We start from the raw sequence: 19,592 nt of genomic DNA on the forward strand, positions 1-19,592 counted from the left end.
CGTCGGTCCGTGCACGCACGGGGTTGCCATCCCGCCTCCCGCATCGGCATAGGCGCGCGTTCACACGAGGACGACGCGATGCAGACGGACGCTGGCGGCCCCGCCTTGGGGCTGGATTTCGGCACGACCAACAGCGTCGTGGCGCTCGGAACCAAAGACGGCACGCCAGAGCTGGTGACATTTGCCGCTCCCGCAGAGACAAGCCCGGTATTCCGCTCGGCACTCTGTTTCTGGCAGGACGACAGCGGCAAGGGTCTCGCGTCGGATGCGGGGCCGTGGGCGATCGCCGAATATATGGAATACCCGCTCGACAGCCGGTTCATCCAGTCGTTCAAGTCGGTGGCGGCGATGAAGACGTTCGAGCAGGCCTCGGTCTTCGACAAGCGCTATCGCTTCGAAGAGATGGGCCAACTATTTCTCGAAAAGCTGATCGCGCATGCGGGTGGCAAGCTCGACACGCGGCCGCATCGGATCGTCGTCGGCCGTCCGGTCGAATATGCCGGGGCACGGCCCGACGAGGCGCTCGCGCGCACCCGCTATGATGCGATGTTCAAGGGCTTCGGCGCGGAGATCCACTATGTCTACGAACCGCTCGGTGCCGCCTATAGCTACGCGACACGGCTAACCGAACCGGCGACGATCCTGGTGGCGGATTTCGGCGGCGGTACGAGCGACTTTTCGGTGGTGCGCGTCGCTGAGCCGGGTGCGGCGCGGCGGTGTACCCCGCTCGGGCATGCGGGCGTCGGGATCGCCGGCGATCGGTTCGATTACCGGATCCTCGACCGGCTGGTGCTGCCTATGCTGGGCAAGGGCGGCGCGTACAAGTCGTTCGGCAAGGAACTGGAGATTCCGCGCGCGTATTTCGCCGATTTCGCGGACTGGTCGCGGCTCGCGCTGATGCGCAACCGCAAGACGATGACTGAACTGGAGCGGTTGCAGAAGACCGCCGTGGACCCGGACTCGATCGGCCGGATGATCGCGGTGATCGAGAACGAACTGGGCTATCCGCTGTACGATGCGGTCGGGTCGCTCAAGCGTGCGCTGTCGAGCGGCAAGGACGCGCATTTCCATTTTGCGGGCGCGGGGCTGGAGATCGAGGCGGACGTGACGCGGGCGCAGTTCGAGGGCTGGATCGCCGACGACGTGGTGCGGATCGAGGCGGCGGTCGATCGCGCATTGGAAGTGGCCAACGTCAGTGGCGGAGAGATCGACCGAGTGTTCCTAACCGGCGGGTCGTCGCTGATCCCGCGCATCCGGCAAATCTTCGTCGAGCGGTTCGGCGAGGCGGCGATCATGAGCGGCGGCGAGCTTACCTCGATCGCGCACGGGCTCGCGCTGATCGGCGAGCAGGACGATATCGTGGCGTGGTCGGCATGATCCCTCGCGTGCTTCTGGGTACGGCGCAGGTGCCGGGTGGGGGTGAACTTCGGTTGCTCCAGCGTGGTGCGGAGTTCTCGATCATGCTCGGCGCGAACGAGTTGATGAACAGCCGGCTGAGCGGTTCGGAAGAGGCACTGGCGGAACAGGCTTGCGACCGGATCGGCGCGCGGCCTTCGGTGCGGATGCTGATCGGCGGGCTCGGCATGGGCTTTACGTTACGCGCGGCGCTTGGCCGGCTTCGGGCCGATGCCGAGGTAGCCGTCGCCGAGATTGTGCCCGCCGTGATCGAGTGGGCGAACGGGCCGATGGGGGCGCTGCATGGGGACAGCCTGACCGATCCGCGGACCCGCATCTTCGAAGGCGACGTCGCAGCGGCGATTGCCGAAGGGGAGTGGGACGCGATCCTGCTCGATGTCGACAATGGGCCCGACGGGATTGCACGGCCGGGCAATGACCGGCTTTACGGCGCGCGGGGCTTGGCCTTGGCGCGTGCATCTTTGCGACCGGGGGGCGTGCTGGCGGTGTGGTCTTCGGCGCCGAGCAAGCCGTTTGCCACACGCCTTGCCGAAGCGGGGTTCTCGGTCGACGAGGTGATCGCACGGGCGACGCGGAAGGGCGGGGCGCGGCACACGATCTGGTTCGCTACCAGGGCATGATCTGGCGGTGGGCCGTCTTGATCGCGCTGTCGGTGGTGATCGCGGGGCTGCTGGAGGTCGTCGGGCTGCCGGCCGGGTTGCTGCTCGGGCCGATGATCGCCGCCGTCGTGCTGGCGGTGCGCGGCTGGTCGCTGACCGTGCCGACGTCGGCGTTTCGCGGCGCGCAGGCAGCGGTCGGGACGCTGATCGCGGGCTCGATCACGACCGGGATCGTTGCAACAGTCGCAGATCATTGGCCGGTCTTTCTCGCGGTCAATTTCGTGACGCTCGCGGCCAGCAGCGTGCTCGGGTACCTGCTGAGCCGGTGGCAGGTGTTGCCAGGCACCGTCGCGGTGTGGGGATCGACGCCGGGCGCGGCGAGCGCGATGGTGTTGATGGCGCAGGCGTATGGCGCGGACTCGCGGCTGGTTGCGGTGATGACGTACACGCGGGTGGTTTGTGTTGCGGTAGTCGCATCGGTGCTGGCGGCGGTGATGGTCGGCGGTGGGAGTGGGCATCATGTTGCGGCCACTTGGTTCGCATCCGTAGACCCGGTTGCCGTGCTGCGGACGATCGCGATTGCTGGTGTGGGGGCTGGCGTGGGCGTCGTGCTGAAGCTTCCTGCCGGCGCCCTGCTCGGGTCGCTGGTGGCGGGGGCGGCGCTCAACGTCACCGGCGTTGCGCAGCCGGTGTTGCCGCAGTGGCTGTTGGCGATCAGCTATGCCGTGGTCGGGTGGCGGATCGGGCTGTCGTTCACGCGTGATACGCTGCGCATCGCGGGGAAGGCGATGCCGCGGATCCTGTTGTCGGTGGCGTTGCTGATCGCGTTCTGCGGCGGCATCGCGGCGGCGTTGACGCGGTGGTGGGGGATCGATCCGGTTACCGCGTATCTGGCGACCAGCCCCGGCGGGATGGACTCGGTCGCGATCATCGCTGCGTCGAGCCCGGTGGATGTGCCGTTCGTGATGGCGCTTCAGGTGCTGCGATTTCTGGGCGTGTTGCTGATCGGGCCGCCGCTCGCGAAGTTCGTGGCGACGCGGCAGGGCGGTGTGCCGCCGCCGGTCATTCCGACTTAGGTCCAATCGAGACAACCCAACCCCCAACCCGTTCGCCCTGAGCGAAGTCGAAGGGTGGGTACCGCGCGCAGGTGCTTCGACTTCGCTCAGCACGAACGGTTGAGGGGGTGCGACCTCCCCTCGGAGCGAACGAGTGGGGCATGGGACCAGGTTCCACCAGCAACGGGGCGTCAGCCCTTCGTCGGCCGATACGCCTCGACGTCGATCTCGTGGCGCTTCAGCTTATCATAGAACGTCTTTCTCGGGATGCCGAGCGCGGCCAAGGCCGAGCGGACGTCGCCGCTGACCTGTTGCAGCACGGCGCGGATCGTGGCTTCCTCGAACTTGTCGACTCGGGCGGGGAGGGGGATTTCGCTATCTTCGTCGACCGCGTCCTCCGCCTCAACGCGGAGAACCAGGCGCTTGGCGAGGTTGTCGAGTTCGCGGACGTTGCCGGGCCAGTCGTGCTGGCCGAGATAGGCGAGCGTGGCGGTGTCGATCGTCGGGACCTCGCGGCCGAACCGTTCTGCCGCCTGGTGGAGCAGGTGCCCGAACAGCAGCGGAATGTCGTCGCGGCGTTCTCTGAGCGGTGGGATGCGCAGGCGTACTGCGTCGAGGCGGAAGAGGAGGTCGGCGCGGAACCGGCCTTCGTCGACCGCCTGTTCGAGGCCGGGTTTGGCGGCGGCGATCACACGGAGGTCGAGCGCGCGGGGGAGGTCACCGCCGACCGGCATCACCTCGCGTTCCTCCAGTACCCGGAGCAGTTTCGCCTGGAAGGCCGGTAGCGTGCTCTCGATCTCGTCGAGGAACAGCGTGCCGCGGTTCGACGCCTCGATCCGGCCGGTGCGCGGGAGACGGGAGTCGCCGTCGTGGCCGAACAGCTCGATCTCCGCGACCGCCTCGGGCAGCGCGGCACAGTTGACCGCTACGAAGGGCCGCGACCGGCGGTTGCTCCAGCGGTGGAGCAGGACGGCGACGAGCTCCTTGCCGGTGCCGGTCTCGCCCTCGACCAGCACGTCGATATCGGCCTGCGCGATCTGGCGCATCGTTTCGCGGAGGCGGACCATCACCGGGGTCTCGCCGATCAGCGGTTCGGCGCCGATCGTTTCCTCGGCGGCCGCTCTCAGCCGACGGTTGTCGAGGACGAGGCGGCGCATTTCGAGCGCCCGGCGCGCGCCGGCGATCAAATGGTCGGTCGCAAACGGTTTCGGGATGAAATCGAAAGCGCCGTTCTTCAGCGCCGCGACCGCCATCGCGACGTCGCCGTGGCCGGTCATCAGCAGCACCGGGATCTCGTGGTCGATCGCGGCGATCCGGCGGAAGAGTTCGAGGCCGTCCATCTTCGGCATGCGGATGTCGGACACTACCGCGCCGTCGAACCCGGCGGTCACGCGGGCGAGCGCGACGGTCGGATCGCGCTCGGCGATCACCGCGATGCCGGCGAGCTCGAACGATTGCTCCAGCGCCCCGCGTAACACGTCGTCGTCGTCGACGAGCAGAACGCTCTGCTCGGTCATGCCTTCACCAGGATCATACGGAAGATGGCGCCTTCTGGAGCGGGGACGAGGTCGAGCGTGCCGCCGAACTCGGTCATGATGTCGCGCGCGATGCCGAGGCCGAGGCCGAGGCCGTCCTTCTTGCTCGTCGCGAACGGGGTGAAGAGGTGGTCGGCGATGTCGGCCTCGATGCCGGGACCGTTGTCGGCGACGGTCAACACGACGTCGCGGCCTTTGCGTCCGACGGTGACGCTCACGCGGGCATCGCGGCGATCGGCGACCGCGTCGAGCGCGTTCTGGAGGAGGTTGACCAGGACCTGCTCCAGGCGGACGCGGCCGGCGATGACGGTCAGGCGTGCCTCCGGGCCGGTCGGCAGCTCCAGCGTCACGCTTTTTGCGCGGAAACGGTCGCCGATCAACAGGCGAACGCCGTCGATCGCTTCGTCGAGCGCGACCGGGCCGATCGAGCCCGCCCCGCGCCGCGCATAGCGGCGCAACCCCGCCGTGATGGTGCCGATCCGGCTGGTGAGGTCGACGATCGACTGGAGATTGGTCGCCGCCCGCGCCGGTTCGCCGCGTTCGAGGAAGGCGGCGGCATTGTCGGCGAAGGTACGGATCGCGGCGACGGGCTGGTTGATCTCGTGCGCGACGCTGGCGGTGATCGTGCCGATCGAGCCGACGCGGTTGGCATGCGCCAGTTCCTCGCGTGCCTGGCGGAAGCGCTGGTCGGACGCCTCGCGCTGCTCAACTTCGATCTGGAGGCGGTCGGCAGTGGCGCGAAGCTCGGCGGTGCGGCGCGCGACTTCCGCTTCCAGTTCGGCCCGCGCGCCGGCGTTGCGCTTGCGGCGCTCGTGCAGCCACCACGCGCCCAGCATCGCGCCGATCGTCAGCAGCGCCGCGAGCGTGGTCGCCCAGCGCGTACGTGCGGCCGCTGTGCGCAAGGCAACGTCGAGCGGTTCCATGTGGATCAGCCGCCAGCCTGCGATCGGCACGGGGAGCGACACCGCGACTGCAGGCGTGCCATCGGGCAGGCGCGATCCGCCCTCGACGATCGTCAGCGGTGCGGGTGCGAGCGACGATCCTCCGAACTGGCGCGTTCGAGCGAGTACGGCGCGTCTTGCGGCCAACAGCGGGCGCGTGGTCTTGAATTGGAGACGGGGATCGCTGGAGATCAGGATGATGCCGTCGGGATCGGTGACGAAGGTTGCCATCCGATCCTGAATCCATGCGCGTGCGATCTTGGCGAACTCGACTTTCACCACGACCACGCCGAGCGGTTGGCCCGCGCGGTCGATGCGTCGCGACAGATAAAGCCCGGGGCGTCCACTGACGCTGCCGAGCGCGAAGAACTCGGTCGCGCCGGACGCCATCGCCTTGGTGAAATAGTCGCGGAAGCGATAGTCGTGGCCGAGGAAGCTGTCGGGCTGGCCGGCATTGGACGCGGCGATCGTCATGCCCTGCGTATCGAGCGCGTAGATCACTGGCGCCCCGGTTCGTCGCGCCAGCATCGCCAGCTTTTCGTTGAGCGCGGGATCGACCGCGCCCGACGCCAGCGCGGCGCGCACGTCGGGGTATTCGCCGAGCATCAGCGGAAGCAGGCGATACGTCTGCAACTCGGATTCCAGCAGTCGCAGATTGCTGCGGGTTTGCTGGATGGATCGCAGCCGCACGGTCGCGGTGGCATCCGCAATGGCGCGCGGACCGTAGATCGAGGCGACCCCTGCGACGATCAAACCCAGTGCCGCAAATGCGAGCAGGACGATTATCGCAGTGGTGAAAAGGGAAGAACGCGACCAGTTCATTTGTGCGGATTATCACACACACCCGGCCCATGCTACGCTGCAATACATACAAATTCCGCACATCCGAATGGGCGGTATGCTGGCAAACCAAGCAAATACAGATGCTTAAGGGAGTGCATCAGCTCGCTTGTAGTCTGCGGTTCGGACCGCCATTACCGTCCCAGATAACGTCCCACGTCAGCGGACGAGGTTGCAGGAGGCGATGTTGACCATTCCATCCCAGACATATGGCGTCGCGGAAACGCCTCGGCGCAAGCGCTGGACGGGCCAATTGTATCTGCAGGTGCTGGTCGCGATCGTGCTCGGCGCGGCGCTCGGGCATTTCTACCCGACATATGGCGCGGCGCTGAAGCCGCTCGGCGACGCGTTCATCAAGCTGGTGAAGATGATCATCGCACCGGTGATCTTCCTGACGCTCGTCACGGGTATCGCGGGCATGAAGGAACTCGGTTCGGTCGGCCGGGTCGCGGGCAAAGCGTTCGCGTACTTCCTGTTCTTCTCGACGCTGGCGCTGATCGTCGGGCTGATCGTCGCGAACGTGATCCAGCCGGGCGCAGGCATGAACGTCGACGTCGCCTCGCTCGATGCCGCGTCGATCGCCGAATATTCCCACAAGGCGCACGAGACGACGATCACCGGGTTCCTGATGAGCATCATCCCGGACACGATGGTCAGCGCGTTCACCGACGGTAACATCCTCCAGATCCTGCTGATCGCGATCCTGTTCGGCATATCGTTGAGCCTGGTCGGCGAGCCTGCCAAGCCGGTTCTCGCCTTTCTCGAACGCCTGAGCCTGGTCGTGTTCCGCCTGGTCGGCATCCTGATGCGGGCGGCGCCGATCGGCGCGTTCGGTGCGATCGCGTTCACGATCGGCAAATACGGGATCGGCAGCCTTGCCAATCTCGGCGCGCTGGTCGCGACCTTCTATCTCACCGCGGCGCTGTTCGTGGTGGTGGTGCTCGGCACCGTCGCGCGGCTGACCGGTTTCTCGATCTTCAAGCTGATCCGCTACCTGAAGGCAGAACTGCTGCTGGTGCTCGGTACGTCGTCGTCGGAAGCCGCGTTGCCGAACCTGATCCAGAAGATGGAAGCGGCAGGCTGCGAGAAGTCGGTCGTCGGGCTGGTCGTGCCGACCGGCTATTCGTTCAACCTCGACGGCACCAACATCTACATGACGCTGGCGGCGCTGTTCATCGCGCAGGCGACCAACACGCACCTGACGCTCGGCCAGGAATTGCTGCTGCTGGTCGTCGCGATGATCTCGTCCAAGGGCGCCGCGGGCGTTACCGGCGCGGGCTTCATTACGCTGGCCGCGACGCTGTCGATCGTGCCGACCGTGCCGATCGCGGGCATGGCGCTGATCCTCGGCGTCGATCGCTTCATGAGCGAGTGCCGCAGCCTGACCAACTTCATCGGCAACGCGGTCGCGACGATCGTCGTGGCCCGCTGGGAAGGTGGTTTGGACCGCGAAAAGCTCGACGCGGCGCTGTCGGGCAAGCTTCCCGAGTTCGTGCCCGCGGCAATCCCGGCGGCAATGCCCGCCGCAGCCACCGCCCACTGACGCGTACGGGGCCGGCTCGCCGGTCCCGCGTCCTGTACCGGATATTTGTTTATGACCTCGATGACGATGCGCCGCTTGCGGCTCGCGGCTGGCCTTGCCACGTCCGCACTCTCGATCTTCGCGTTCGCGAACGTTGCCACTGCCCAGGCCGAATCGCCGCCGTCACGGCAGGCCAATGTCGGCGCCAAGGACGTGGCGAGCACTGCCGAAGCGTCGCCGATCGCAGAGAGCTATCCCAACGCCGCGATCGGCGACGGGACGACGTCGGGCGGCTACAACCAGTCGCGCTGGGCGGAGGATTGGTCGAAGCTGCGCGATCCGAAGAAGCGCAAGGATATCGTCGACCAGCTCAAGTTCATTTCCCTTGCCGGCGACGGCGACGTCTATCTGACGCTGTCGGGCGAGGCGCGGTTGCGCGTCAACCAGACCACCAACCCCAATCTCCGCGACTCGGAAGCGCAGCGGCAGGATATTCTCCGCCTGTTCGGGGGTGCCGATCTGCATGTCGGCGAGCATCTTCGCTTCTATGGCGAACTCGCGCACGGTACGCTGGAGGGGCAGAATCTCGGCACCGCGCTGCCGAACCTGCGCAACAAGCTAGCGGTGCAGCAGGCGTTCGTCGATCTGACCGGGACGGTCGCCGATGTCGATGTCGGCGTCCGCTATGGCCGCCAGACGTTCGCCGACGGTCCGAACCTGCTGGTCGTGCCGCGCGACAACAACACGCTGTTCTTCGGGTTCAACGGCTTCCGGGCCTGGGCGCGCACGGCCGGCGTCCGTGCCGACGTGTTCGACTTCAAGCCCACCGCATACGGCAATGGCGGTACTCAGGATGACAATGCCGAGAGCGCGCGGCGCTTCTCGGGCATCTCGACGGGCATCGTCGTGCCGGAGACGCTGTTCGGCGGCTCGAAGCTGTACGTCGATCCTTTCCTCTGGCGGCTGCGCAATCGCGCGGCGGTATGGGGCACCGATACCGCGCGCGAAGTGCGTAACTTCTACGGCCTTCACGTCTGGGGCGATGCCGGGCCGGTCAACCTCGACTGGACGATCAACTATCAGGGCGGCAGCTACGACAACCGCTCGATCAAGGCATGGCTGATACTCCTCGCACAGACCTACAAGCTGGGCGAGGGCAAGAACGCGCCGCGCGTGGGTTTCCACGCCGACTATGCCAGCGGCGGCGGTGCCTATGGCAATGGCACGCTGCGCACGGCGCTCGCGCCGTTCGGCAACAACATCTATTACAGCTATCAGCTGTTCGCGACGCCGACCAACCTAGTCGCGCTGGCGCCGAACGTGACGTTCAGCGTGTTCGACAAGCTGCGGCTGACCGCGGAATATCAGCGTTCCTGGCGCGATACGACGAGCGATGCGGTGTACCGCGCGAACGGCTCCGCGTTTGCCGGCACGCAGAACGTTTCGGGCAGCAGGATCGCTGATACGTTGCGGTTCCAGGCGGTTTACCCGTTCACCTCGCGACTGTCGTTCACGGGGCGCTACGAGCATCTGATCGCCGGGCCTGCGCTCAGCAATGCGGGGTATAAGAACTCCGACTTCCTGGCCGGGTGGATCAGCTACCGGTTCTGAGGCCCCATTGATCCTTCCCTGTCAGGGGAGGATCAAGGCGCGGCGATACCGTTCGGATTAACCTGCGTCGCTGCGGGCAACAAATTCGGCAATTCAGACCATACCGGTCCTTCAATTCGTCGATCGACTGTGGCACATGGGCTCCAACATCAGGAGCATATGGCCATGGATCTCAGCTTCACGCCCGAGGAAGAATCGTTCCGCGACGAAGTCCGCGCGTTCTTCCGCGACAAACTCCCCGCACGGCTCTCGACCTTGGTCCGCGAAGGCAAACGCCTGCGCAAGTCGGACATGGAGGAATGGCATGCGATCCTCAACGAGCGCGGCTGGCTGGCCAACCATTGGCCCGAGGAGTGGGGCGGCCCAGGTTGGAGCGTGATCCAGCGCTTCATCTTCGACAATGAATCCGCGCTCGCGCATGCCCCCCGTGTCGTCCCGTTCGGGGTGAACATGCTCGGGCCGGTGCTGATCAAATATGGCTCGGAAGAGCAGAAGAAGCAGTGGCTGCCGCGAATCCTCGACGGTTCTGACTGGTGGTGCCAGGGGTATTCCGAGCCCGGCGCCGGTTCCGATCTTGCGGGCCTCAAGACCACCGCGGTCCGGAAGGGCAACGTCTATGTCGTCAACGGCCAGAAGACCTGGACGACGCTCGGCCAGCATGCCGACATGATCTTCTGCCTCGTTCGCACCGACGCGACCGCCAAGAAGCAGGAGGGCATCTCGTTCCTGCTGATCGACATGAAGTCGCCTGGCATCGAAGTCCGCCCGATCACGCTGATCGACGGCGAGCAGGAGGTGAACGAGGTGTTCTTCACCGATGTCGAGGTGCCGGTGGCCAACCTCGTCGGCGAGGAGAACCTCGGCTGGACCTACGCCAAGTACCTGCTGACCTATGAGCGCACCAACATCGCCGGCGTCGGCTTCTCGATCGCGTCGTTCGAGCGGCTGAAGGAAGTCGCGCAGATGCAGAAGAAGGGCGGGCGCGCACTCGCCGACGATCCGCTGTTCGCGGCGCGGATGGCGCGCGTCGAGATTGACCTCGCCAACATGCAGACGACCAACCTTCGTGTGCTTGCGGCGGTCGCGGGTGGCGGTGCGCCGGGTGCGGAGAGTTCGATGCTCAAGATCAAGGGTACCGAGATCCGCCAGGAGATCACCTCGCTGACCCGCCGCGCCTATGGCTCGTACGCGGCGCCGTACATACCCGAGGCTCTGGAGGCCGGGTGGAACGGCGAGGACGTCGGGCCGGAGGACGCGGCGATGGCGGCGCCGAGCTATTTCAACAATCGGAAACTGTCGATCTTCGGCGGGTCGAACGAGATCCAGAAGAACATCATCTCCAAAGCCATTCTGGGTCTCTGATACCATGAACTTCGAACACACCGACGACCGCCGCATGCTCGCCGACACGCTCGTTCGAGCGCTACGTGACGGCTATGCGATCGATACGCGCAATGCGGGCGCGTACAGCGAGGCCGGGTACGACCCGGCGGTCTGGCAGCAGTTGAACGAGCTCGGGATCGTCTCGGCCTTGTTCGACGAGGCGGCGGGCGGCTTCGGCGGCAGCGGGTTCGACATCATGGTGGTGTTCGAGGCGCTCGGCCGGGCGCTGGTGGTCGAGCCGTTTCTGGGCGCACTGATGGCGGGGCGTGCGCTGGCGGCTGGCGGCGGGCATGATGAAACGCTCACCGGGATCGTGTCCGGCGAGACGATCGCCGCGTTTGCACAGGACGACGGTGCGACGCCGGTGACCGCGACGAAGAGTGGCGATGGCTGGACGTTAAGCGGGACGAAGGCGGTCGTGGCGCAGGCCGGCGCGGCGTCGGTGTTCGTGGTGGTGATCGAGCAGGACGGTGATCCGCTAGTGTTGCTCGTGCCCGCGGATACCGCCGGCGTGTCGGTACGGAGCTACAACATAGTCGAGGGCGGTGCTGCCGGTGACGTGACGTTCGATGGCGTGACGCTCGGTGCCGATGCGCGCGTCGGCGGGGAAGGGCAGGGGCAGGCGATCGTCGACGCGGCGGTCGGTGCGGGCCTGCTCGCGCTGTCGGCCGAAGCGGTCGGCGCGATGGAGTTCGTCAAGGAAGCTACGCTCGGTTACCTCCGCGACCGGAAACAGTTCGGCGTGCCGATCGGCAAGTTCCAGGCGCTCCAGCACCGTATGGCGACGGTTCTCCTGGAGATCGAGCAGGCGCAGTCCGCGGTGATCAACGCGGCGTCGGCGTTCGACGGCGACGATGCCAAGGCGCGCGAGCGGGCCTTGTCCGCGGCGAAATACACGACCGGGCGGACTGGGGCACTGGTCGCCGAGGAGTCGATCCAGCTCCACGGCGGGATTGGCATGACGTGGGAATATGCGGTGTCGCATTACGCCAAGCGACTGGTGATGATCGACCACCAGCTCGGCGACGAGGATTATCACCTGCAGCGGTATATCGCTTTGGGATAAGACTGGTTTGGAGGCGCTAAGCTTGCTTGCGCAGTATGCGTTATCCCCGCACAGGTGGGGATCCATACTGGCGACTCTGGGTAACTATCGCCCGAGGCGGCGTTTATGTATCCCAGCCAGCCCGGGGATGAATTGTGCGTTCGTCAGGTTGCTGAGTGCTCACCCTCCGCCACCGTACGATCCGCCAGATTCCGTTCCGCCACTTCGCGCTCGATACTCGTCCGCGACCGGATCATCGGCCGCAACCGCACGCCCAGGCAAATCACCGTCGGCCAAAGCAGCGTGTTGACGATATCCAACGAGGTATCCTCCCAGCGCCACGACCCGAAGTTCATCCGGTCCATGATCTCGTTGAACGCTTCGCCGGCGGCAACGACATACCAGGGAATGAACGTCCCGAACGAGCGCCGCGTGATCAGCCGCGCGATCATCAGCAGTGCCATGCCCGCATGGACGTGCAGGATCGTGTCGGGCAGGCCGGTGCCGTCGCCGATCCAGTCGATCATATCGTGATAGAGTTTGGGGATCAACGTGGCGCTCCGGGCACGGCGATGTTGCCGTGCACCATCCGCTATACGGCGCTCAATCCGGAGCGGCAATCCGGGCCGACCGTGCGCCCAGCATGAGCGGCTTCAGGTCGCCGATGGTCGCGTCCAGCCAGGCGATAAACCGGTCGATCCGTGCGATCCGGCGGACGTCGCGGTGGACGACGAGCCAGAACGAGCGTTGGATATCGACGGCTTCGGGGAGGACGCGGACTAGTCCCGGCACGCGGTCGCCGATGAAACAGGGCAGGATGCCGCATCCGGCCCCCGCAGCGATCAGTTCGGCCTGCGCGACGATGCTCGAACTGCGGATCGATGCGTCCAGGCGCCCGTCGATCTCCGCAAGATAACGGAGTTCCGGGGCATAGATCATGTCGGGCACGTACCCAATCAGGCGGTGGCGCATCAGGTCCGCTGTCGTCGCGATCGGGGCCGTCCGCGTGAGGTGCTCGGTATGCGCGTAGAGCCCAAGATGATAGTCCGTGAGCTTCCGCGCCACCAACGGGCCGCTTTTCGGGCGCGCGAGCATCACCGCGATGTCAGCCTCGCGTCGTGACGGGTTGAGGAAGCCGGTCGAGGCGATCAGGTCGACGGCGATCCGCGGATGCTGGTTGGTGAACGACGCGAGGCGCGGGGCCAGGATGCGGCTGCCGAACCCTTCCGAGACGCTCAGCCGGATCGGCCCCGCGAGCACGCCGGCGTCGTTGCCGACGACTTCCTGGATACCGAGCGCGGACGCCTCCATCGTCTCGGCGTGTTCGAGCAGCGCCGCGCCGCGTTCGGTCAGCGCGTAGCCGGCGACGGTCTGCTCGAACAACGTCGTCTGGAGTCGCCGCTCCAGACGTTGCAGCCGACGCGAGACCGTCGTCGCGTCCTGTCCGAGCAATTTTGCCGCCGGGCCGAGCCTGTGGGTACGCGCCAAAGCGAGGAAATACCGGACGTCGTCCCAATCCATGAACGCCTTACCTTATGCTGCATATCTGCAGAGCGAATCTGCAAACAGCCCCACTTGGCTGCGAAACGCTTATGGCGGACGATGTGCTTAACAAGAAGAGGATGCTCATGCGGACGATCGAGAATTTCGTGAGCGGTGCGGCCAGCACGGCAGAGCGCTTCGGCGACGTGTTCGACCCGAATTCCGGTGACGTGCAGGCGCGCGTGCGGCTGTCAGGCGCGGTGGACCTGGATACCGCCGTTGCTGCTGCACAGAAGGCGCAACCCGGTTGGGCCGCGACCAACCCGCAGCGCCGCGCCCGCGTCATGTTCGAGTTCAAGCGGCTCGTCGAGGCGAACATGGACGAACTCGCGCGGCTGCTGTCGTCCGAGCACGGCAAGGTGATCGCGGATTCGAAGGGCGATCTCCAGCGCGGGCTCGAGGTGATCGAGTTCTGCTGCGGCATCCCGCACATCCTCAAGGGCGAATTTACGCAGGGCGCGGGGCCTGGGATCGACGTCTATTCGATGCGCCAGCCGCTGGGCATCGGTGCGGGCATCACGCCGTTCAACTTCCCGGCGATGATCCCGCTGTGGATGTCGGGCGTCGCGATCGCGACCGGCAACGCCTTCATCCTGAAGCCGTCCGAGCGCGATCCGTCGGTGCCGGTGCGGCTCGGCGAATTGTTCGTCGAGGCTGGGCTGCCCGAGGGCATCTTCCAGGTCGTTCACGGCGACAAGGAGATGGTCGACGCGATCCTCGATCACCCGGCAATCTCGGCGGTGAGCTTCGTCGGGTCGTCCGACATCGCACATTACGTGTACCGCCGCGGTGTCGAGGCGGGCAAGCGCGTCCAGGCGATGGGCGGTGCGAAGAACCACGGCATCGTCATGCCCGACGCGGACCTCGACCAGGTGGTCGCCGATCTGTCGGGCGCGGCGTTCGGCTCGGCGGGCGAGCGCTGCATGGCGCTGCCGGTGGTGGTGCCGGTCGGCGAGAAGACCGCGATTGCGCTGCGCGAGAAGTTGATCCCGGCGATCGCGGCGCTGCGCGTCGGCGTGTCGACCGACAACGACGCGCATTACGGCCCGGTCGTGAATGCGGCGCATCGTACCCGGATCGAGAACTGGATCCAGACCGGGGTCGACGAGGGCGCGGAACTGGTCGTCGACGGGCGCGGGTTTGCGTTGCAGGGGCATGAGAAGGGCTTCTTCATCGGGCCGTCGCTGTTCGATCACGTGACCACCGAAATGTCGGCGTACAAGGAGGAAATCTTCGGACCGGTCCTCCAGATCGTCCGCGCCGCCGATTTCGAGGAGGCGGTGCGCCTGCCGAGCGAGCATCAATACGGCAACGGCGTCGCGATCTTTACGCGCAACGGGCATGCGGCGCGCGAGTTCGCGGCGCGGGTGAACGTCGGGATGGTGGGCATCAACGTGCCGATCCCGGTGCCGGTGGCGTATCATACGTTCGGCGGGTGGAAGCGCTCGGCGTTCGGCGACACCAACCAGCACGGCATGGAGGGCGTGAAGTTCTGGACCAAGGTCAAGACGATCACGCAACGCTGGCCGGATGGTTCCGCGCTACCGGCGATGGCCGAGGATGGCGGGCCGGCGCGCAACAACGACGCGTTCGTCATTCCGACGATGGGGTGATGCGGCTCGCATCGGTTGCCTTCGTTCCGCGAGTATCTCGCTGCCGATCCTCGAAGGTCTGTGCTGCGCGATCCTCCCCCGCCAGGGGGAGGTGGCAGGCGCAGCCTGACGGAGGGGGCGGTACGCGACCACCTATGCTGCGTGTCCTCCCCCTCCGTCACCTTCGGCGACACCTCCCCCTGGCGGGGGAGGATCGTTCGGGGCGGCAAACTCGCATTTGGGTCGCCGTGTTCGCCGATCTATACGGCAACCGATGGGACCTGATCGAGCCGAGCGTGGCATGAGCGCGCAGATACTCACCTTCACGTGCGAGGACCGGGTCGGCATCGTTGCCGCCGTTACCGGCGAGCTTGCTGCGGCGGGCGGGTTCATTCTCGACAGCCAGCAATATGCCGATCTGGAAACAGGGCGGTTTTTCATGCGCGTCGTGTTTCAGGCGGCGGACGACGGGGAGGCGGATTTGCGCGCGCGGCTTGGCAAGGTCGGTGATGCGTTTGCGCTCGACTGGACGCTGGTTGCCGCGGACGCCCGCCCTCGCGTGCTGATCGCGGTATCGACGACCTCGCATTGTCTGAACGACCTGCTGCATCGCTGGTCCACTGGCGCGCTGCCGATCGAGCCGGTCGGGGTGGTGTCGAACCACGAGACTCTCCGTGGGCTGACCGAGTGGCATGGGGTGCCGTTCCATCATCTCCCGGTCGATACGAACAATCGCGCCGCGCAGGAGGCCGCGCTGCTCGACCTGTTCGAGATGAGCGGGGCCGAGTTGCTAGTGCTGGCGCGGTATATGCAGGTGCTGAGCGCGGATCTGGTCGAGCGGCTGGCGGGGCGGTGCATCAATATCCACCATAGTTTCCTGCCGAGTTTCAAGGGCGCCAAGCCGTATCATCAGGCTCATGCGCGCGGCGTGAAACTGATCGGTGCCACCGCGCATTTCGTGACCAGCGATCTCGACGAGGGACCGATCATCGAACAGGCCGCCGAGCGTGTCGATCACCGCGCCACCGTGGGCGATCTGATCGCGATCGGGCGCGACAGCGAGGCGCAGGTGCTTGCGCGGGCGGTCGGGTGGATCGCCGAGCGGCGCGTGTTGTTGAACGGCAAGCGGACCGTGGTGTTTCGCTGAATTGAGAGGAACTGAGTGGACGACCGGAACGGCGCCGCTCGCTGAAGGACAGATGATGAACCAGTTCGACCTTACCCAATTTGATCTAACGGGCGACCAGCGCGAGATCCAGGAGCTGGCGCGGCGTTTCACCGCCGACCGCATCACCCCGCATGCGGCGGAGTGGGACGAGAAACACATCTTTCCGCGCGAGACGATCAAGGCGGCGGCCGAACTCGGGTTCGCGTCGATCTACGTCAGCGAGGAAAGCGGCGGGATCGCGCTCGGGCGGCTCGAGGCGGCGCTGATCATGGAGGCGATGTCGTACGGCTGCCCGTCGACGTCGGCGTTCATCAGCATCCACAACATGGCGTCGTGGATGATCGACCGGTTCGGATCGCAGGGCGTGAAGGACAAGTATCTCCCTGATCTGGTGACGATGGACCGGCTGGCGAGCTATTGCCTGACCGAGCCGGGTTCGGGATCGGATGCGGCGGCACTGAAGACGCGCGCGGTGCGGGACGGCGACGACTGGATCGTGACGGGGTCGAAGCAGTTCATCTCGGGCGCGGGCGAGAACGAGGTGTACGTGACGATGGTCCGCACCGGCGAGGAGGGGCCAAAGGGCATCTCGTGCCTCGTGATCGAGAAGGACATGCCGGGCGTGTCGTTCGGCGCGAACGAGAAGAAGCTCGGCTGGCATTCGCAGCCGACGCGGCAGGTGATCTTCGACGGCGTCCGCGTGCCGGGCGCGAACATGGTCGGCGGCGAGGGCGAGGGCTTCCGGATCGCGATGATGGGGCTTGATGGCGGGCGGCTGAACATCGGTGCGTGCTCGCTCGGTGGGGCGCAGCGGTGTCTCGACGAGGCGATCGCGTATACCAAGGACCGGAAGCAGTTCGGCAAGGCGATCGCGGATTTCCAGAATACGCAGTTCATGCTGGCGGACATGGCGACCGAGTTGGAGGCGGCGCGGGCGCTGCTGTATATCGCCGCCGCGAAAGTGACGGCGAACGCGCCCGACAAGACCAAGTTCGCGGCGATGGCGAAGCGGCTGGCGACGGACACAGGCTCGTCGGTGGTCGACCGGGCGTTGCAGCTGCATGGTGGCTACGGGTATCTGCAGGACTATCCGATCGAACGCTTCTGGCGTGACCTGCGCGTGCATTCGATCCTCGAGGGGACGAACCAGGTCATGCGCATGATTGTCGGTCGTGAACTGACCCGGCAGTGAGTCCGCGCAGCCGTAATCTTGATCTTCGCGCCTTTGCGCCTTCGCGTGAACAAGAAGGTTTTGATCACGCGGAGGCACAAAGGCGCGAAGAGCTTATGCAGTGGAGCAATCGTTGTGACCGATGATCTGATCGTCGAGAATGAAGGGCCTGTTGGCCGGATTCGGTTGAACCGTCCGAAAGCCCTTAACGCGCTCAATCTCGGCATGTGCGAGGGCGTGCTCGAAGCGCTTGAGACATGGCGGGGCGATCCTTCCGTCGAGGCGATCTTGGTCGATCATGCCGAAGGGCGTGGGTTCTGCGCCGGCGGCGATATCCGAATGCTCGCCGCGTCGGGTGCGACCGACGGTGTCGAGGCGCGGGCGTTCTTTCATGCCGAGTATCGGATGAACCACCGCCTGTTCACCTATGCCAAGCCGATCGTCGCGGTCATGGACGGGATTACGATGGGCGGCGGCGTCGGGCTCGCGCTGCCGTGCCGGTATCGGGTCGCGACGGAGAACACCAAGTTCGCGATGCCGGAGACGGGGATCGGATTGTTCCCGGATGTCGGCGGTGGCTGGTATCTGTCGCGGCTGCCGGGGCGGATCGGGCAGTATCTGGCGCTGACCGGGCACCGGCTCGATGGCGCGGAGTGCCTCGCGCTGGGGTTGGCGACGCACTATCTGGCGAGCGACGCGCTTGATGCTGCAAAGGCGCGGATTGCGGAGGCGCCGCAGGATATCGCGGGCGTGCTGGACGCGTTGGCGACATCGGTTCCCGAAGCGAGGATTCTCGGGCGGAAGGACGACATCGACCGCCTGTTCGCGTCGGATGTGCTGGAAGACATCTACGCCGCGCTCGACGCCGATGGCGGCGAATGGGCTGCGCAGACGCTGGCCACGCTCAAGACCAAGTCGCCGCAGACGATGAAAGTGTCGTTGCGCCTGCTCCACGAGGGCGCGGGGATGGCGAGTTTCGCGGACGAGATGCGGCAGGAATATGCGGTCGGCGCGCATGTCGTGCAGCGGCATGATTTCATCGAGGGTGTGCGCGCGGTGATCGTCGACAAGGACAATGCGCCGCGCTGGGATCCGGCGACGCCCGCGGACGTCACCGACCACGTGATCGACCAGATCTTTGCGCCGTTGCCGGAGAGCGAGGCGTGGACGCCGGGCTAAATAACAGAAACACGTCACCCCAGCGGACGCTGGGGTCTCCCGGTGATGATGAGACCCCAGCTATCGCTAGGGTGACGGAATTGGAGAGTTGGAATGGCCGAATACGAAACGATCCTGGTCGAGCAGCGCGGTGGCGTCACGCTCGTCACGCTGAACCGGCCTCAGGCGCTCAACGCGCTTAATTCGCAGGTGCTCGCCGACCTGATCGCCGCGTTTGCCGCGTTCGATGCGGATGCTTCGCAGGGGTGTGCGGTGCTTACCGGTAGCGCCAAGGCTTTCGCGGCGGGGGCGGACATCAAGGAGATGCAGTCGCAGGGGTTCGCGGAGATGTACGCGAGCAACTTCTTCGCGGGCTGGGAGAGTTTCACGCAGACGCGCAAACCCGTCATCGCAGCGGTCGCGGGGTATGCGCTCGGCGGCGGGTGCGAGCTGGCGATGATGTGCGACTTCATCCTTGCCGCCGATACCGCGAAGTTCGGCCAGCCGGAGATCAAGCTGGCGGTGTCGCCGGGCATGGGCGGATCGCAGCGTCTCACGCGCGCGGTCGGCAAGGCCAAGGCGATGGAGATGTGCCTAACCGGGCGGATGATGGACGCCGCCGAGGCCGAGCGCGCGGGGCTCGTCTCGCGGATCGTGGCCGCCGACGATCTGGTGGAGGAAGCGGTGAAGACCGCCGCCACCATCGCCGCGATGGCACCGCTGGCGGTGCTGGCGAACAAGGAAATGGTCAACGCGGCGTTCGAGACGGGACTCGCGATGGGTGTCCAGTTCGAGCGGCGACTGTTCCACGGGTTGTTCGGGACGGCGGACCAGAGCGAGGGGATGGCCGCATTCGTGGAGAAGCGCGCCGGGACCTGGACGGGAAAATGATCTGCTCCCCCTCCCGCGTGCGGGAGGGGGCCGGGGGGTGGGCTCCCGGCCGGCAGCGTAGTGCAACATAACAGGCCGGGCGCCCACCCCCGGCCCCTCCCGCATACGGGAGGGGAGACAGGA

The 19,592-nt window shown here is 66.0% G+C and carries 16 protein-coding genes; 12 read left to right on the forward strand and 4 right to left on the reverse strand.

Going from position 1 to position 19,592, the window contains the following annotated elements:
* The first annotated feature begins 78 nt into the window (after window positions 1-78).
* The 3 genes from AC3D24_RS16875 to AC3D24_RS16885 are packed head-to-tail and all read left to right on the forward strand — an operon-like array spanning window position 79 to window position 3,091.
* Window positions 79-1,377 (forward strand): Hsp70 family protein, encoded by a 1,299-nt coding sequence (locus AC3D24_RS16875; protein ID WP_489032291.1) that lies wholly within the window; start codon window positions 79-81, stop codon window positions 1,375-1,377.
* Complete coding sequence (locus tag AC3D24_RS16880; protein WP_489032292.1) at window positions 1,374-2,036, forward strand: spermidine synthase; 663 nt, start codon at window positions 1,374-1,376, stop codon at window positions 2,034-2,036. The genes AC3D24_RS16875 and AC3D24_RS16880 overlap by 4 nt, the downstream gene beginning before the upstream one ends.
* Window positions 2,033-3,091 carry an AbrB family transcriptional regulator gene (locus AC3D24_RS16885; protein WP_489032293.1) on the forward strand — a complete coding sequence of 353 codons (1,059 nt, stop codon included), beginning with the start codon at window positions 2,033-2,035 and terminating at the stop codon, window positions 3,089-3,091. Before AC3D24_RS16880 ends, AC3D24_RS16885 begins: the two co-directional genes overlap by 4 nt.
* A gap of 170 nt (window positions 3,092-3,261) precedes the next feature.
* Here the strand turns inward: AC3D24_RS16885 and AC3D24_RS16890 are convergent, their stop codons facing one another.
* Together AC3D24_RS16890 and AC3D24_RS16895 are read right to left on the reverse strand one after the other, a co-directional pair.
* The gene (locus AC3D24_RS16890) at window positions 3,262-4,587 is read right to left on the reverse strand and encodes a sigma-54-dependent transcriptional regulator (RefSeq protein ID WP_489032294.1); all 1,326 of its coding nucleotides are present in this window, start codon (window positions 4,585-4,587) and stop codon (window positions 3,262-3,264) included.
* Complete coding sequence (locus AC3D24_RS16895; RefSeq protein ID WP_489032295.1) at window positions 4,584-6,368, reverse strand: sensor histidine kinase; 1,785 nt, start codon at window positions 6,366-6,368, stop codon at window positions 4,584-4,586. The genes AC3D24_RS16890 and AC3D24_RS16895 overlap by 4 nt, the downstream gene beginning before the upstream one ends.
* A 211-nt stretch (window positions 6,369-6,579) precedes the next feature.
* Between AC3D24_RS16895 and AC3D24_RS16900 the strand changes: the two genes are divergently transcribed.
* From AC3D24_RS16900 to AC3D24_RS16915, 4 genes are all read left to right on the forward strand, one after another.
* The gene (locus AC3D24_RS16900) at window positions 6,580-7,929 is read left to right on the forward strand and encodes a dicarboxylate/amino acid:cation symporter (RefSeq protein ID WP_489033196.1); all 1,350 of its coding nucleotides are present in this window, start codon (window positions 6,580-6,582) and stop codon (window positions 7,927-7,929) included.
* A 60-nt stretch (window positions 7,930-7,989) separates the two neighbouring features.
* Window positions 7,990-9,519, forward strand: coding sequence for an alginate export family protein (locus AC3D24_RS16905; RefSeq protein ID WP_489033198.1), 1,530 nt, complete (start codon window positions 7,990-7,992; stop codon window positions 9,517-9,519).
* A gap of 165 nt (window positions 9,520-9,684) precedes the next feature.
* Window positions 9,685-10,881: an acyl-CoA dehydrogenase family protein gene (locus AC3D24_RS16910; RefSeq protein WP_489033200.1), complete on the forward strand. Its 1,197-nt coding sequence runs from the start codon at window positions 9,685-9,687 to the stop codon at window positions 10,879-10,881.
* A gap of 4 nt (window positions 10,882-10,885) precedes the next feature.
* Window positions 10,886-11,968, forward strand: coding sequence for an acyl-CoA dehydrogenase family protein (locus tag AC3D24_RS16915; protein WP_489032296.1), 1,083 nt, complete (start codon window positions 10,886-10,888; stop codon window positions 11,966-11,968).
* Window positions 11,969-12,111: 143 nt separating this feature from the next.
* On the opposite strand, the gene AC3D24_RS16920 is transcribed toward AC3D24_RS16915, so the two are convergent.
* Together AC3D24_RS16920 and AC3D24_RS16925 are read right to left on the reverse strand one after the other, a co-directional pair.
* Complete coding sequence (locus AC3D24_RS16920) at window positions 12,112-12,498, reverse strand: hypothetical protein (RefSeq protein WP_489032297.1); 387 nt, start codon at window positions 12,496-12,498, stop codon at window positions 12,112-12,114.
* Between the two features lie 52 nt (window positions 12,499-12,550).
* Window positions 12,551-13,468: a LysR family transcriptional regulator gene (locus AC3D24_RS16925; protein ID WP_489032298.1), complete on the reverse strand. Its 918-nt coding sequence runs from the start codon at window positions 13,466-13,468 to the stop codon at window positions 12,551-12,553.
* Window positions 13,469-13,575: 107 nt separating this feature from the next.
* Here AC3D24_RS16925 and AC3D24_RS16930 point away from each other — a divergent pair, with 107 nt between their 5' ends.
* From AC3D24_RS16930 to AC3D24_RS16950, 5 genes are all read left to right on the forward strand, one after another.
* Complete coding sequence (locus AC3D24_RS16930) at window positions 13,576-15,102, forward strand: CoA-acylating methylmalonate-semialdehyde dehydrogenase (RefSeq protein ID WP_489032299.1); 1,527 nt, start codon at window positions 13,576-13,578, stop codon at window positions 15,100-15,102.
* A 280-nt stretch (window positions 15,103-15,382) separates the two neighbouring features.
* A complete protein-coding gene (purU, locus tag AC3D24_RS16935; protein WP_489032300.1) occupies window positions 15,383-16,228 on the forward strand; it encodes a formyltetrahydrofolate deformylase in 846 nt (281 codons plus the stop codon).
* Window positions 16,229-16,280: 52 nt separating this feature from the next.
* Window positions 16,281-17,441 carry an acyl-CoA dehydrogenase family protein gene (locus AC3D24_RS16940; protein ID WP_489032301.1) on the forward strand — a complete coding sequence of 387 codons (1,161 nt, stop codon included), beginning with the start codon at window positions 16,281-16,283 and terminating at the stop codon, window positions 17,439-17,441.
* Between the two features lie 114 nt (window positions 17,442-17,555).
* Entirely contained in the window at window positions 17,556-18,599 is a 1,044-nt protein-coding gene (locus tag AC3D24_RS16945) for an enoyl-CoA hydratase/isomerase family protein (RefSeq protein WP_489032302.1), read from the forward strand.
* A 93-nt stretch (window positions 18,600-18,692) separates the two neighbouring features.
* Window positions 18,693-19,469: an enoyl-CoA hydratase gene (locus AC3D24_RS16950; protein WP_489032303.1), complete on the forward strand. Its 777-nt coding sequence runs from the start codon at window positions 18,693-18,695 to the stop codon at window positions 19,467-19,469.
* Window positions 19,470-19,592: the final 123 nt, after the last annotated feature.

This window comes from Sphingomonas sp. SL1004 (genome assembly GCF_057815015.1).